The sequence below is a fragment of the Streptomyces chisholmiae genome (assembly GCF_031845445.1).
In the GTDB taxonomy this organism is placed as follows: domain Bacteria; phylum Actinomycetota; class Actinomycetes; order Streptomycetales; family Streptomycetaceae; genus Streptomyces; species Streptomyces chisholmiae.
Genome location: NZ_JAVREO010000001.1, coordinates 303,358 through 317,586, shown reverse-complemented (window position 1 = coordinate 317,586; position 14,229 = coordinate 303,358). Strand labels below are relative to the sequence as shown.

12 protein-coding genes are annotated in these 14,229 nt (G+C 72.9%); 3 read left to right on the top strand and 9 right to left on the bottom strand.

The genetic code is table 11. The annotated features are described in order from the left end of the window. Positions 1 to 40: 40 nt before the first annotated feature. On the top strand, positions 41 to 1,843 hold the full coding sequence (locus tag RM844_RS01380) for an AMP-dependent synthetase/ligase (RefSeq protein ID WP_311663677.1): 1,803 nt from the start codon (positions 41 to 43) through the stop codon (positions 1,841 to 1,843). 411 nt (positions 1,844 to 2,254) lie between these two features. On the opposite strand, the gene RM844_RS01375 is transcribed toward RM844_RS01380, so the two are convergent. From RM844_RS01375 to RM844_RS01360, 4 genes are all read right to left on the bottom strand, one after another. Beyond that, on the bottom strand, positions 2,255 to 3,409 hold the full coding sequence (locus RM844_RS01375) for a glycosyltransferase family 4 protein (protein WP_311663675.1): 1,155 nt from the start codon (positions 3,407 to 3,409) through the stop codon (positions 2,255 to 2,257). 24 nt (positions 3,410 to 3,433) lie between these two features. Then, positions 3,434 to 4,534: a C40 family peptidase gene (locus RM844_RS01370; RefSeq protein WP_311663673.1), complete on the bottom strand. Its 1,101-nt coding sequence runs from the start codon at positions 4,532 to 4,534 to the stop codon at positions 3,434 to 3,436. Positions 4,535 to 4,764: 230 nt separating this feature from the next. After that, the gene (locus RM844_RS01365; protein WP_311663671.1) at positions 4,765 to 5,832 is read right to left on the bottom strand and encodes a C40 family peptidase; all 1,068 of its coding nucleotides are present in this window, start codon (positions 5,830 to 5,832) and stop codon (positions 4,765 to 4,767) included. Between the two features lie 405 nt (positions 5,833 to 6,237). Continuing rightward, positions 6,238 to 7,623, bottom strand: a complete 1,386-nt coding sequence (locus tag RM844_RS01360) for an NYN domain-containing protein (RefSeq protein ID WP_394814386.1) — start codon at positions 7,621 to 7,623, stop codon at positions 6,238 to 6,240. Between the two features lie 202 nt (positions 7,624 to 7,825). On the opposite strand from RM844_RS01360, the gene RM844_RS01355 reads away from it, so the two are divergent. Then, a complete protein-coding gene (locus RM844_RS01355; protein WP_311663669.1) occupies positions 7,826 to 8,107 on the top strand; it encodes an Lrp/AsnC family transcriptional regulator in 282 nt (93 codons plus the stop codon). A gap of 81 nt (positions 8,108 to 8,188) precedes the next feature. Here RM844_RS01355 and trpD read toward each other — a convergent pair whose 3' ends face one another. The 5 genes from trpD to ctaE form a co-directional block, all read right to left on the bottom strand. Further along, positions 8,189 to 9,253: an anthranilate phosphoribosyltransferase gene (gene trpD, locus RM844_RS01350; RefSeq protein WP_311663667.1), complete on the bottom strand. Its 1,065-nt coding sequence runs from the start codon at positions 9,251 to 9,253 to the stop codon at positions 8,189 to 8,191. Between the two features lie 191 nt (positions 9,254 to 9,444). After that, positions 9,445 to 11,091, bottom strand: coding sequence for a cytochrome bc1 complex cytochrome b subunit (gene qcrB / locus RM844_RS01345; RefSeq protein ID WP_311663665.1), 1,647 nt, complete (start codon positions 11,089 to 11,091; stop codon positions 9,445 to 9,447). Continuing rightward, entirely contained in the window at positions 11,088 to 12,179 is a 1,092-nt protein-coding gene (qcrA, locus tag RM844_RS01340; RefSeq protein ID WP_311663663.1) for a cytochrome bc1 complex Rieske iron-sulfur subunit, read from the bottom strand. The genes qcrB and qcrA overlap by 4 nt, the downstream gene beginning before the upstream one ends. Next, entirely contained in the window at positions 12,176 to 12,988 is an 813-nt protein-coding gene (gene qcrC, locus RM844_RS01335) for a cytochrome bc1 complex diheme cytochrome c subunit (protein WP_311663661.1), read from the bottom strand. Before qcrC ends, qcrA begins: the two co-directional genes overlap by 4 nt. Positions 12,989 to 13,055: 67 nt before the next feature. After that, entirely contained in the window at positions 13,056 to 13,676 is a 621-nt protein-coding gene (ctaE, locus tag RM844_RS01330) for an aa3-type cytochrome oxidase subunit III (protein WP_311663659.1), read from the bottom strand. Between the two features lie 131 nt (positions 13,677 to 13,807). On the opposite strand from ctaE, the gene RM844_RS01325 reads away from it, so the two are divergent. Next, entirely contained in the window at positions 13,808 to 14,209 is a 402-nt protein-coding gene (locus RM844_RS01325) for a response regulator (RefSeq protein ID WP_311663657.1), read from the top strand. The last annotated feature ends 20 nt before the right edge of the window (positions 14,210 to 14,229 follow it).

Here is a 14,229-nt window from a genome sequence, read left to right as displayed (position 1 = left end):
GCCCGGTCCGTGCGGGAAGCGACAGCGAAGAGGAGTCGGGGTGCGCGAGTTCAGCCTGCCGGCGCGGTACACCGTGCCGGCCGAGGGCGGCCTGCCGGAGCTGCTGCGGGCCAACGCGGCCCGCCACCCGCACACGGCGGTGATCGCCCGCCAGCGGGACGGCGGTTGGCAGGACCTCACGGCCACCGAGTTCCTCGCCGAGGTGCGGGCCGTCGCCAAGGGTCTGCTGCGCTCCGGCGTCCGGCCGGGCGACCGGGTCGGACTGCTCTCCCGCACCCGCTACGAGTGGACCCTGCTCGACTTCGCCATCTGGAGCGTGGGCGCGGTGACCGTGCCGGTCTACGAGACCAGCTCCGCCGAGCAGATCGCCTGGAACCTCGGCGACTCGGGCGCGGTCGCCGTCGTGGTGGAGACGCCCGAGCACCTGGCCACCGTGGAGGGGCTGCGTGACCAGCTGCCCGAGCTCACCCGCCGCTGGTGCCTGGAGCCGGCCTCCGGCCCCGGCGCCGTCGAGCTGCTCACCGCGGCCGGCGCCCCGATCAGCGACGGGGAACTGGACTCCGCCACCGCCACCGTCGGCCCCGACTCCCCCGCCACCATCGTCTACACCTCGGGCACCACCGGCCGGCCCAAGGGCTGTGTGCTCAGCCACCGGGCGTTCCTCGCGGTCTGCGGCAACGTGGTCCCGGCGCTGGCCCCGCTCTTCCGCACCGGGGAGTCCTCGGTGCTGCTGTTCCTGCCGCTGGCCCACATCTTCGCCCGCATCGTGCAGGTGGCGGCGGCACTGGCGCCGATCCGGCTGGGGCTGGTGCCGAACGTGGCCCAGCTCACCGACGACCTCGCCTCGTTCCGGCCGACCATCGTGCTGGGCGTGCCCCGGGTCTTCGAGAAGGTCTACAACTCGGCCCGCGCCACCGCCGTCCAGGGCGGCAAGGGCCCGATCTTCGACCGGGCCGCGGCCACCGCCGTCGCCTACAGCCGCGCGCTGGACGCCCCCGGCGGCCCCGGGCTCGGCCTGCGGCTGCGGCACCGGCTCTTCGACCGGCTGGTCTACCGCAAGCTCCGGGCCGTGCTGGGCGGTCGGGCCACCCACGCCATCTCCGGCGGCGCCCCGCTGGGCGAACGGCTCGGCCACTTCTTCCGGGGCATCGGCTTCACCGTGCTGGAGGGGTACGGGCTCACCGAGTCCTGCGCGCCCACCGCGTTCAACCCCTGGGACGCGCCCCGGATCGGCACCGTGGGCCGGCCGCTGCCGGGCAGTGCCATCCGGATCGCGGAGGACGGCGAGATCCTGCTCCACGGCGAGCACCTGTTCACCGAGTACTGGAACGACCCGGCGGCCACCGCCGAGGTGCTGCGGGACGGCTGGTTCCACACCGGCGACCTGGGCGACCTCGACGCCGACGGCTACCTCTCGCTCACCGGGCGGGCCAAGGAGATCCTGGTCACCGCCGGCGGCAAGAACGTGGCGCCGGCGGTCCTGGAGGACCGCATCAGGGCGCACGCGCTGGTCGCCGAGTGCATGGTGGTCGGCGAGGGCCGCCCGTTCGTCGGCGCGCTGCTGACGGTGGACGACGACTTCCTGCCCCGGTGGGCCGCCCAGCGCGGCCTGGCCGACCTGGACCGGTCCGAGCTGCTCGCCCACCCCGCGCTGTTGGCCGCTCTCGACGAGGCCGTGAGCAGCGCCAACGAGGCCGTCTCCCGCGCCGAGTCGGTGCGCTCCTTCCGGGTCCTGCCGGGCCAGTTCACCGAGCAGTCGGGCCACCTCACGCCCTCGATGAAGCTGAAGCGCCAAGCGGTGACCAGGGACTACGCCACGGAGATCGAGGCCATCTACACCTGACCGCAGGCCCCCGGAGGCGACCGGCGGCGCCGGACGGGCGCCCGGTCCCGGCGGAGCCCCAACCACCGGCGCAGCCGTATCAGGAGGCCAGCACCGGCCGGCCGGCCGTCGCGGCCTGGGCCCGGCCGAACGCCCCACCCCGACGGACGGCCGCCGGCCCCGGCGGCCGCCGCCGAACGGCCAAGCCCCCAGGGCGGCGCCCGGCCCCACCGGCGAAGCCGGGGTGTCGCCCACGTCCCGTCACCGGCGCGAGCCGGAACCCGCGGGGCGAGGGGCAACGCGGCCGCCCGGCCGCGGGCGGGACTCAGCCTCGCCAAGGGGCCGCCAGGTCCCACGTGGCGTCCGCCGCACCCGGCGGGTCCGCCACGGCCACGGCGACCGGCCAGCGTCGAGGGCCCGGCGGCCCGAGCCTCAGCTGAGGAGGGCCTTGAGCCGCTCGGAGAGCATGTCCCAGCCCCAGCGTTCCTCGACCCATTCGCGGCCCCTGGTGCCCATCCGGCGGCGCAGCTCGGGGTCGCGGAGCAGGGTCACGATGCGCTCGGCGGTCTCGTCCGGGGCGGTGGGCCCTCCGCCGCGCACCACCCAGCCGGTCTCGCCGTCCAGCACCGCGTCCGGCGCGCCACCGGAGTTGCCGGCGATCACCGGCAGGCCGGTGGCCGAGGCCTCCAGGTAGACCATGCCGAGGCCCTCGACGTCCATCCCCCGGTGCCGGGTCCGGCACGGCATCGCGAACACGTCACCGATGCCGAAGTGCGCCGGCAGTTGTGCCCATGACACCTCACCAAGGAAGCGCACCGACTTCTGGAGCCCCATACGCTGCACCAACCGCTCCAGGTCCGAGCGGTAGGAGCCGCCGCCGACGATGGCCAGCACGGTGTCCGGCTCGGCGGCCAGCACCTTCGGCAGCGCCTTGATCAGGGTGTCCTGCCCCTTGCGGGCCACCAGGCGGGAGACGCAGACCACCACCGGGCGGTCGGCGAGCCCCAGCTCGGCGCGCAACTGCCGGCCGCCCGAGTCGGGCTGGAAGATCTTGTGGTCCACGCCGGGGGTGAGCTGGGTCATCCGGGAGGCCGCCGCCGGCGTCAGCGCCGCGGCGATCCGGCTCCTGGTGTACTCGCCGAGGTAGGTGATCACGTCGGTGTTCTCGCCGATGCGGCGCACCACCTGGCGGGTGACCGGCATGCTCGCCCAGCCGGCCTCATGACCGTGACTGGTGGCCACCAGCCGCTCGGCGCCGGCGGCACGCAGCGTCGGGGCCATCAGGCCGAGCGGCGCGGCGGCGCCGAACCAGACGGCCGTGCAGCCGTGTTCCCGCACCAGCTCGGCGGCCTTGCGGGTGGTGGCTCTGGTGGGCAGCAGGGACGGAGTGCGGTCCCGGATCACCGGGTACGGCTGCTCCGCGTCGAACTCGGTGGTGGCCTCGACGGCTTCGGCGTCCCGGCGCCAGCTGGAGGCATAAACCACCACCTGGCCCGGGTCCATCCGAAGCGCCATGCTGTGCAGGAACGCCTGGATGCCGCCCGGGCGGGGCGGGAAGTCGTTGGTCACGATCAACGTCTTTCGCATCACCCGAACATTACCGACCTCAGCTCATGGTCGTACCACCGAGGAGACCGGCATCATCCCGACCGGGTCATACCGCACCGAAGCTCCGGTATACGGCGCATGCACCACTTGCCCGTCTCCGGCGTACAGCCCGACGTGGCTGGCGTCGGACCGGTAGACCACGATGTCGCCAGGCTGCGCCTGGTCGAGCGGCACCCGCCGGCCCGCCCCGGCCTGTTCCTGGGAGGTGCGGGGCAGGGCGACGCCGGCCTTGGCGTAGGCCCACTGGACCAGCCCCGAGCAGTCGAAGGAGTCGGGTCCGGTCTGCCCCCAGCCGTAGGGCAGCCCCACCGCGGTCCGGGCGGCGGCCAGCGCGACGGCCGCCCGGCCGGAGGCGGCTTCGGTCGGCACGGCCGGGGTGGCGGGCGGCTCGGCGGCGGCCGGCTCGCCGGGACCGGGTTGGGCGCGCTCGGCGTCCCGGGTCGCGCGGGTCTCCTCGCGCTGGGCCCGTTCCTCCCGCTCCGCGCGCTCCTCGCGGGCCGTCAGCTCGGCCAGCCGCTCGTTCGCCGCGGCCAGCCGTTCCTCGACGGTCTCCTTGTGGCGCGCCAACTCCGCGCGCTCCTCGGTGAGTTCCTCCAGCTGGGCGGCGGCCTCGTCGCGCTGCTGGGTCAGGTCGCGCTGCGCGGTGAGGAGTTCCCGAAGCTCGCCGGCGCGCCGGTCGCTCATCCGCTCGTACGAGACGGACCGCGCCAGGTAGGCGTCCGGGCTGTCGGAGAGCAGCAGGGCGAGCGCCGGGTCGAGGCCGCCGGCGCGGTAGTGGGCGGCGGCGGCCGAGCCGAGGGTGCGCCGCTGCTCGTCGACCGCGCGCTCGGTGCGGTCCACCCGGTCCTGCCGGCGGGCCAACTCGGCCTCCAGCTCCGAGACCCGTTCGGCGACACCGTTGTACTCGTCCACGGCGCGGTCGGCCTCCGCGAAGAGCCGGTCCACCTGCGCCGCGGCGTCGGTGGTCTCGGCCCGCCGGCCGGCGGGGTTGGCCACCACGGGCACGGCGCAGACGACCGCCACGACGGTCGCGGCCGCCGACCAGGCGGACAGCCGCAACGCCAGCCGGCCGCCGGGCGAGGGGGAAGTACCTTGCGTAACCACTGCGAGCCGCGCTCCTTCGGTGGGGAACCGAGCGCAGCAGAATGTAGCCGCGTCCCCGCCGAAGTCACGGCAAGGCGACACCGCGCGGCTCGGCCGCGGGCGCGCGAAAGCAGGTCACACCGGGGTCCACGGGCCAGGCCCTGACCTGCGAATCACCTGGTTGGTCGAGTTGGCGCGGCGCCCGTTCAGCGGGCGCGCGGGCACCCGGAGTTCGGCGGGAGCGCGCCGGGTCAGCCGACCCGGGTGCCGAACTGGAAGGGCATCACGTTGATGTCGGCGTACTCCACCACGCCGCCGGGTCTCGGCGCGTGCAGGATCTGACCGTTGCCGGCGTAGATCGCCACGTGGGTCAGCTCCGGGTAGTAGAAGACCAGGTCACCCGGGGCCAGTTCGCTCATCCCCACCCGGGCACCGGCGTTGGCCTGGGCCTGCGAGACGCGCGGCAGCGAGACGCCGGCCTGGCTGTAGGCCCAGGAGGTCAGCCCGGAGCAGTCGAAGGAGCTGGGCCCGGAGGCGGCCCACACGTAGGGGGCGCCCAGCTTGGTGGCCGCCGCGTTGAGCGCGGCCTGGCCGCGGGAGGACGCCGAGACGTCGCCCGCCGGGCGGTCCTCGGAACGGCCGGCGCGGCTGGCGTCCGCGGCCGCCGCGGCGGCCTCGTCGGCCTCGGCCTGCTCGGCGGCGGCGATGGCCGCCCGCTCCTCCTCGGTGAGCTGGTTGAGCAGCGACTGCGCCTCGCTCAACCGGCCCTGGATGGCTTCCTTCTGCTCGCCGAGGGTGCCGCGCACCTCCTCCAGCTCGGCCAGCCGCTCGCCGGCCTCCTCGCGCTGCTGGTCCAGGGTCCGCTGCTGGTCCTGGATGAGGCGCAGGGCGTCGGCCTGCTTGCTGGAGAGCTGGTCGAGCGCGGACGCCTGGTCCAGGAAGGCGTCGGGGTCAGACGAGAGGAAAAGCTGCATGGACGGGTCGAGCCCACCGTTGCGGTACTGCGCACTGGCCATCGAACCCATGCCGTTGCGGAGCTCGTTGAGCCGCTCCTGACCGCGGGCGGTGGCGTCCTGGAGTTCGGCGATCTCGTCCTGGAGCTCCTGCTCGCGCTCCTTGGCGCCGTTGTACTCCTCGGTGATCTCCTCCGCCTCGTGGTGGAGTTCGTCGACCTCCTCGCGGACGTCGTCGATGCTCTGACCGGGGTCGGCCGAGGCGGAGGTGGCGGTGACGCCGACGGTGGCGGCGGCGGAGGCCGCGGCGCCGAGAAGGGTCAGTCTGGCGCGGCCTGGCTGCTTGGGACGACGGTGGGACGCCACTGGGGCGAGCTCCTTCTTCCTCAGCCGCCTGCCGGGTCGGTCCTGCTGACCCCGGCTCCGCGATACTGCCGCGGACTCGGCGGTACCCCCGCGGTCACCCGGGCTGGGTGCGCTACCGCGCGAAGGTTCGAGGTGACCCTAGCGAGGTGCCTTTGTCCGATTCAAATCCTGCCGGACATATTTTACTTACCTCACACCGAGCGCGGTCGCCCGCCCACCGTCCGTACCCAACAAACCGTCAACAAGCCACGCCAGCGGCGCGAAGCGGCGCATCCCGCGCCCACCCGGCCAACTCGCCCCGAACCACCCGACGCGCGAAGCCCACGGACCCCTCCGGTACCCGCGTCCGGCCGGACCGAACCACCGTTCGGCCAGCGGCACCCCGCACCGGGCGGCCGGCCGGGGTCAGACCCGGGCCAGCCGGTTGAGCAACAGCGTCGCCGCGGCCGGCCAGGCGCCCGAGCGGGCCACCCCGTCCGCCACCTCCCGGTCGCTGGAGACCACCACCACCGGGCGGCCCACCGGCTCGGCCCGCACCAACTGCCGGATCAGCTCGTCCGCCGTCTCGCCCGCCGGGCTGAACAGCACCCGCACCCCGCGCGGCGGCGTCAGCAGCACCGGCGCCGCCAGCTCCGCGCCGTCGAAGACGCAGGTCATCTCGGCGCCGCTCTGCGCGGCCAACACCGCGAGCCCGCGCATCAGCCGCGCCCGCTGCCGCTCCAACGGCAGCTGCGGGTAACCCGTCTTGGTCACGTTGTAGCCGTCCACCACCAGGTGCGCCTGTGGCAGCGCCAACAGCTGGTCCAGCACCGCCGGATCGTCCCCGGCCAGCGCGCGCCGCGCGATGTCGCCCGGCCCCGGCTCGCCCGGCCGCACCGCGGCCACCGTCTCCGCCGGGAGCTGCCCCTGCCTAGCCGGCGGCAGCGCCAACTCCCGGCGCAGGCCCTGCGTCGCGTCCAGCACGGTGTCCAACAGCAGCCGCAGCCTGGTGTCCTCGATGCCCCGGTCCTCCCGGACCGAACGCCGACTGGCCTCCAGCGCCGCCTCCGCCCTGGCCAGCCGCCCGCGCAGCCGCCGGGCCTCGCTCTCCCCCGCCGTCCTGGCCGCCTCGGCCGCCGACCGCACCTCGTCCAACTCGGCGCGCAGCTTGCGGACCGCGGCCTCGCCGCGCCGCACGTCGGCCTGGGCACTGCGCAACTTCCGGTGCAGGGCGTCGGACTCCTTGCGGCTGGCCTCCAACTCGGCCCGCAGCCGCTCCTGCTCGTCCCGGGCCGCGCCGCGCAGCCCGGCCAGCTCGGCGCGCAGCTCGGCCAGCTCCCGCTCCCGCTCCTGGCCGGCCCGCTCGGCCTGCACCCGGTGCGCCTCCTCGCCGGCCGCGGCCACCAGCTTGGGCCAGCCGGCCGGCCGCAGCAGGAAGGCCGCCGCCGCCACCTCCACCGGGTCGGCCGCCGGCGGCGGCGCGCCCCGCTCGACCGCCTCGACCAACTCCGGCTGCGCCGCCCGCAGCACCGCGGCCACCCGGTGCCGGAAGAAGGTGTCGGACTCCAGCGCCGCCGCCATCGCCGAACCGCCGAACTTCACCCGACGGGGTGGGGTGAACCGGGCGAACTGCCGCAGCGTGTTCGGCAGCTCGGCGAGCGTCAGACCGTCGAAGGCGTCCCCGGCCAGCTGGATCACCCGCCCCCTGACCCGCTCGGGCAGCGGGCGGTCGAGGATCTCGGCCGGCTCCGCGGGCTCGGGCTCGGGCTCCGCCCCGTCCCTGGCCTCCGCACCGTCCGTGGGTTCGACCACCGCTGCACACCATCCGTCGGTCCGGGGCCGGCCGGCCGGCCGGACCTCACCGTCATCGCGTATCCCCGTCACATTCGGGTTCACCCTACGGCCTGGTACGCGCCGCGTCTGCGGGCCCCGGCCGGGCGGCCCGGCCGCGTCGCCCGGGAGCTAGGGTGTGGCCTGCGTAGGCGACCACCGAATCCGGAAATGAGGCGCAGCCGTGATCACTTCGATCGTGCTCATCAAGACCAGCGTGGACCGCGTTCCGGAGGTCGCGGAGCAGATCGCGGCCCTGGAGGGGGTCAGTGAGGTCTACTCGGTCACCGGGCCGCACGACCTGATCGCCCTGGTCCGGGTGCGGGAGCACGAGCAGTTGGCCGAGGTCATCCCGGCCCGGCTGAGCAAGATCCCCGGCGTGGAGGCGACGGAGACGCACATCGCGTTCCGCACCTACTCGCAGCACGACCTGGAGGCGGCGTTCGCCATCGGCCTGGACTCCTGAGCCCCGTTCGGCGGGGCCCCGGGGCCCCGACCCGCCCGTTCGGGCCCCGCGACCGCGCCGCCGGGCCCGAACGGGCGCCGGTCACCGGCGGGTGGTGGCGATCCAGCGCTCCAGCGCCGCGCCGGCCGCGCCCGAGTCGATGGACTCGGCGGCCCGGGCCATGCCGGCCGAGATCCGCTCGGTGAGCGGGGCGTCGCCGCCCTCCAACGCGGCCAGGCCGGCCGCCGAGTTCAGCAGGACCGCGTCCCGCACCGGCCCCCGCTCGCCGGCCAGCACCCGCCGCGCCACCGCCGCGTTGTACGCGGCGTCCGCGCCGCGCAGCGCCTCGACCGGCGCCAGCTCGACGCCGACCGACCGCGGGTCGAAGGACTCCTCGGTCACCTTGCCGTCCCGCACCACCCACACCGTCGAGGTGCTGGTCACGGTCAGCTCGTCCAGCCCGTCGTCGCCCCGGAACACCAGCGCCGAGCTGCCCCGTTCGGCCAGCACCCCGGCGAGGATCGGCGCCATCCTGGCGTCCGCGACGCCGGTGGCCTGCGCCGCCACCCGGGCCGGGTTGGTCAGCGGGCCGAGGAAGTTGAAGAAGGTGGCCACCCCCAGCCCCTTCCTGGCGGTGCCCGCGTGCCGCAGCGCCGGGTGGAAGAGCACCGCGGGACAGTAGGTGATGCCGGCCTCCAACGCCACCTCGGCCACCCGCACCGGCGTCAGGTCCAGGTTGACGCCGAGCTGTTCCAGCACGTCGGTGGCGCCGCTGGCGCTGGAGGCCGCCCGGTTGCCGTGCTTGACCACCCGCGCACCGGTGCCGGCCACCACGATCGCCGACATGGTGGAGATGTTGACCGTCCGGGCCCGGTCGCCGCCGGTGCCCACGATGTCCAACGCCCGGCCCGGCACCTCGATCACGTTGGCGTGCCGGTACATCGCCTCGACCAGCCCGGTGACCTCCTCGACCGTCTCGCCCTTGGCCCGCAGCGCCACGGCGAAGCCGGCGATCTGCACGTCGCTGGCGTCGCCCGACATGATCCGCTCCATCGCCCAGGCGGTGTCCCCGCTGGACAGGTCCCGGCCGGCGAGCAGCGTGCTGAGCACGTCCGGCCAGGTGCGCGCCGCCCCGGTGTCGCCTCCGGCGGGGGTCACAACGCTCATGGGAATCACTCCTGGCGAGTCAGCTGGATCGGAAACGGGCGGCACCGGCGGACGGGAACCCCGCCGATCACCGTGCACGAAGCCTAGCCGCGGCCACCGACCGGCGGGGCGGGGCGTTCGATCCCCGGACGATCGGCCACGGCCGGCCGCGGCCGGCGCACCGGAACGGGCCGGCCCGGAGGCCAACGACGTCAGTGGTGCTCGTCGTGGCTCTCCGTGATGGCCTTGTACTCCTCGCGGGTCGGCTTGGCGATCTGCGCCTGGTCGCCGAAGTACGCCTTGCTGAACCGGGCCCGCACCCGCTCCACCGGGTTGATCGGCCGCCGGACACCGTTCTTGTCGGTGCTCGGGCCGAGGTCCAGTGGCTTCTGCTGCTCGTGCGCGGTGAGCGTGTAGAGCTGCTCCTGCGACAGCGGGGCGTGCACCTCGACGAACTCGCCGTGCGGCAGCCGCTTGATGATGCCGGACTCCCGCCCGTGCAGCACCTTCTCCGCGTCCCTGCGCTGGAGCCCCAGGCAGATCCTGCGGGTGGCGAAGAAGACCAGCACCGGCAGGACGAAGAAACCGATCCGACAGAACCAGGTGATGGCGTTGATGGAGAGGTGGAAGTGCGTCGCCCACAGGTCGTTGCCACCGGCCAGCATGGCCACCGCGAAGGCGGTCAGCCAGGCCATGCCGAAGCCCGTCCTGGTCGGGTTGTTCCGCGGGCGCTCCGCGATGTGGTGCTCGCGGGGGTCCTTGGTGACCCAGGACTCGAAGAACGGGTAGAGCCCCATCACGGCCAGCAGGCCGGGGAAGACCGCCAGCGGCACCAACAGGCCGAAGTTCAGCGTGTAGCCGCCCGGGATCACCCACTCCCAGCCGGGCATCATCCGGACCAGACCCTCGGAGAAGCCCAGGTACCAGTCCGGTTGGGCGTTGGTGGAGATCTGGTCGGGCCGGTACGGGCCGAGCACCCAGACCGGGTTGATGGTGACGGTGGCCGCGATGATCGTGATCACACCGAAGACCAGGAAGAAGAAGCCTCCGGCCTTGGCCATGTACACCGGCAGCAGCGGCATGCCGACCACGTTGTCGTTGGTCCGGCCGGGACCCGCGTAGTGGGTGTGCTTGTGGTACACGATCAGGATCAGGTGCGCCACCACCAGGCCCAGCATGATGCCGGGCAACAGCAGCACGTGCGCCACGAAGAACCTGGGGATGATGTCGTACCCGGGGAACTCGCCGCCGAAGATGAACATCTGGAGGTAGGTGCCGACCACCGGCACCGCCAGGATCGCGCCCTCCATGAACCGGATGCCGACGCCGGAGAGCAGGTCGTCCGGGAGCGAGTAGCCGGTGAGTCCGGTGAAGACCGCCAGCACCAGCAGCAGGAAGCCGAAGAGCCAGTTGACCTCGCGCGGCTTGCGGAAGGCGCCGGTGAAGAACACCCGCATCATGTGCATGAAGATGCCGACCACGAACAGCAGCGCCGCCCAGTGGTGGATCTGCCGGACCAGCAGGCCGCCGCGCACGTCGAAGCTGATGTCCAGGGTCGAGGCGTAGGCCTCGGACATCATCACGCCCTGCATCGGCGCGAACGACCCGGTGTACTCCACGTGCGCCATGCTCGGCACGAAGAACAGGGTCAGGTAGACGCCGGTCAGCAGGATGATGATGAAGCTGAACAGGCAGATCTCACCGAGCAGGAACGACCAGTGGTCGGGGAAGATCTTCCGCATGTTGGCCTTGGCCAGGCTGTAGATGCCCAGCCGGCCGTCGGCCCAGTCGGCGACCTTCTCGCCCGCCGGGGCCTTGCCCCGGGAGCTGCTCTTCCGGGGTTCCGTTGCCGTACTCATCCGCGCTCCCAGAAGCTCGGGCCGGGGGGCTCCTCGAAGTCGCCGAGCGCCTGGAGGAAGCCTTCGTCGTTCACCGTGATCCGCAGCTGCGGCAGGGGGTGGCCCGCCGGGCCGAAGAGCACGCGCGCACCGTCCGAGAGGTCGAAGGTGGACTGGTGGCACGGGCAGAGCGCGTGGTGGGTCTGCTGCTCGTAGAGCGTGGCGGGGCAGCCGATGTGGGTGCAGATCTTGGAGAAGCAGAGGATGCCCTCGTGCCCCCAGTCCGCCGACCGCTGGTCCTTGATGTCCTCGGGCTCCAGCCGGACCAGCATCACCGCGGCCTTGGCGATCTCCGCGTGGAAGTCGTGGTCGTGGTGGTCGATGTCGCTGGGCATCGCCTGGGTCAGCGAGCCGACCTGGATGTCCTCGGGCCGCAGCGGCTCACCGGTGTTCTCGTTGACGATCAACGAGCCCTCGCGCCAGGCGGTGCGCCGCAGCTTGTCCTCGGGCAGCGGCCCGAGGTCACGCAGCAGCACCACGCCGGAGAGCGGCACCAGGGCCATCGCGCCGAGCATGGTGTTGCGCACCAGCTTGCGCCGCCCGATCCCGGACTCCTCGGCACCCTTCCGGAACTCCTCCAGCACGTGGGCCTTGACCTCGGGGGTCGCGGTGACCGCGTGCCGCTCCTCGGAGCGCTCCTCGTCGGACATCAGGGTGCGGGCCCAGTGGATGGCGCCAGCGCCGATGCAGAAGAGCGCGAGGCCCAGGGTCAGGCCCAGCGCGAAGTTGAGCCCGCTGATGTGCCCGATCGGCCAGATGTAGACGATCCGGTCGATCGGGATGGCCACGTAGGACACGATGAAGCCGATGGTGGCCAGCATCGAGACGGTGAACAGGAGGGCCACCGTGCGCTCGGAGCGCTTGGCGGCACGCTCGTCGATGTCCTGCCGCCGGGGTTCGTGCGGAGGCAGCCCCGGGTCGGCGAACGGGTCGTCCGACCCCGCCAGTTCACCCGAGCGCCGCTCACCGGGGAGGTGATCGTCGGACACGTCTTTTCGCGTTTCCGTTTCTTTGGGTTCGGGGGAGTTGTCGTTCTCGCGATCGCTCATGACTTCCTGGCCTTAGCGCTCCTGGCCCCGATCCAGACGGTCAGCGCGACCAGGGCGCCGATGCCGAAGGTCCAGGCGAAGAGCCCCTCGCTGACCGGGCCGAACCCGCCGAGCGAGAAGCCGCCGGGGTTGGGGGACTCCGAGGTGTTGACCGCGTCGAGCCAGGCGATGATGTCCCGCTTCTCCTGCTCGGGGAGCACGGAGTCGGGGAACGACGGCATGTTCTGCGGACCCGTCAGCATGGCCTCGTAGATGTAGATCGGGTCCACGTCGGTCAGCTCGGGGGCGAACTTCCCGTGCGTCAGGGCGCCGCCCTGGCCGGTGAAGTTGTGGCACTGCGCGCAGTTGGTGCGGAACAGCTCACCACCGCGGGCCGCGTCACCGTCCGCCGGGTCGTAGGCGGAGACGTCGGGGATGGCCGGGCCGGGGCCGAGCGAGCCGATGAAGGCGGCGAGCTGGGTGATCTCGTCGTCGGTGTAGACGCGCGGCTTCTCCGGCGCCTGGGCGCCCGGGTTCGCCATCGGCATGCGGCCGGTGCCGACCTGGAAGTGGACCGCGGCGGGGCCCACGCCCACCAGGCTGGGGCCGTCGCTGCCGCCCTCACCTGACCGGCCGTGGCAGCTGGAGCAGCCGACCTGGTAGAGCGCGTCACCCTCCTCGATGGCGAGGGACTGGGCCGCGGTGTTGCCGGCCTGTGCCTCGTCGGCGGGCGCGAACGCGGTGTACAGCCCCCCGGTGGCCGCCAGCGCGATGAGGAGGACGACAAACACCGCCAGTGGATGGCGCCGTCGTGCGGAGAGCTTTTTCACGGATTACCCCGGTGTCAGGATCTTCTGCGTCGGTGCTGGGAACAAACGTCCGGTGCGGCGTTGGGTGTTACTTGATCAGGTAGATGGTGGCGAAGAGGCCGATCCACACCACGTCGACGAAGTGCCAGTAGTACGACACCACGATGGCGGTGGTGGCCTGCTCGTGCGTGAAGCGGCGGGCGGCGTAGGTCCTGGCGAGGACGAACAGGAAGGCGAACAGCCCGCCCAGCACGTGGAGGCCGTGGAAGCCGGTCGTCAGGTAGAAGGCCGACCCGTACGGACCGGAGGCCAGCGTGACGCCCTCGTGGGCCACCAGCTCGACGTACTCGGTGATCTGTCCGCCGACGAAGATCGCGCCCATCGCGAAGGTGATCACGAACCAGAGCCGAAGCCTCTTGACATCACCCCGCTCGGCGGCGAAGACGCCCAGCTGGCACGTCACCGAGGAGAGCACCAGGATCGTCGTGTTGGTCAACGAGAAGGGCAGGTTGAGCGACTCCGCGCTCTCCTGCCAGTACTCGGGGCCCATCACCGAACGAAGGGTGAAGTACATCGCGAAGAGGGCCGCGAAGAACATCAGCTCGGAACTCAGCCAGATGACCGTCCCCACAGAGGTGACGTTCGGCCGGTTGACCGAGGGGATCGCGTGCCCGGTGTCTACTGCTGTTGCTGTCGCCACGCCCGTCATTATGTCGGGCCGTTTTCCGGCCGTTGTCCCGGGGGTGGGGTTCGGTGTGTCAACGACCCTTCCCTCTGCCTCAAGTACGGCCGGACGGAGTAGCATCCCGCGCAAGGAGAACCCCAGTCGGCGGAGGAACGATGCAGCGCAGCGTCACGGTCCTGGTCTACAGCGACGACGTCAACACCCGGGAGCAGGTGCGGCTCGCCGCCGGCACCCGGCCGGCCACGGACCTGCCCGCCATCGAGTACCTGGAGTGCGCCACCCTGCCGGCGGTGCTCTCGGCACTCGCGGACGGCGGCGTGGACCTGTGCGTCCTGGACGGCGAGACCTCGCCGGCCGGCGGGATGGGCGTCTGCCGGCAGATCAAGGACGAGGTCTTCGAGTGCCCGCCGGTGCTGCTGCTGATCGGGCGGGCACAGGACGCCTGGCTGGCCACCTGGAGCCGCGCCGAGGCCGCCGTGGCGCACCCGATCGATCCGGCGGAGCTGACCGAGGCCCTGACCGGCCTGCTGCGCCAGCAGCTCTCCGCGGCCGCCTGAGGGCCGTTCGCCCGGCCGTC

What these genes read in the sequence shown, in the direction of transcription:
- RM844_RS01375 (WP_311663675.1), bottom strand. Translation starts at nt 3,409, where the DNA reads ATGCGAAAGACGTTGATCGTGACCAACGACTTCCCGCCCCGCCCGGGC.
- trpD (WP_311663667.1), bottom strand. Translation starts at nt 9,253, where the DNA reads ATGAGCGTTGTGACCCCCGCCGGAGGCGACACCGGGGCGGCGCGCACC.
- qcrB (WP_311663665.1), bottom strand. Translation starts at nt 11,091, where the DNA reads ATGAGTACGGCAACGGAACCCCGGAAGAGCAGCTCCCGGGGCAAGGCC.
- qcrA (WP_311663663.1), bottom strand. Translation starts at nt 12,179, where the DNA reads ATGAGCGATCGCGAGAACGACAACTCCCCCGAACCCAAAGAAACGGAA.
- ctaE (WP_311663659.1), bottom strand. Translation starts at nt 13,676, where the DNA reads ATGACGGGCGTGGCGACAGCAACAGCAGTAGACACCGGGCACGCGATC.
- RM844_RS01325 (WP_311663657.1), top strand. Translation starts at nt 13,808, where the DNA reads ATGCAGCGCAGCGTCACGGTCCTGGTCTACAGCGACGACGTCAACACC.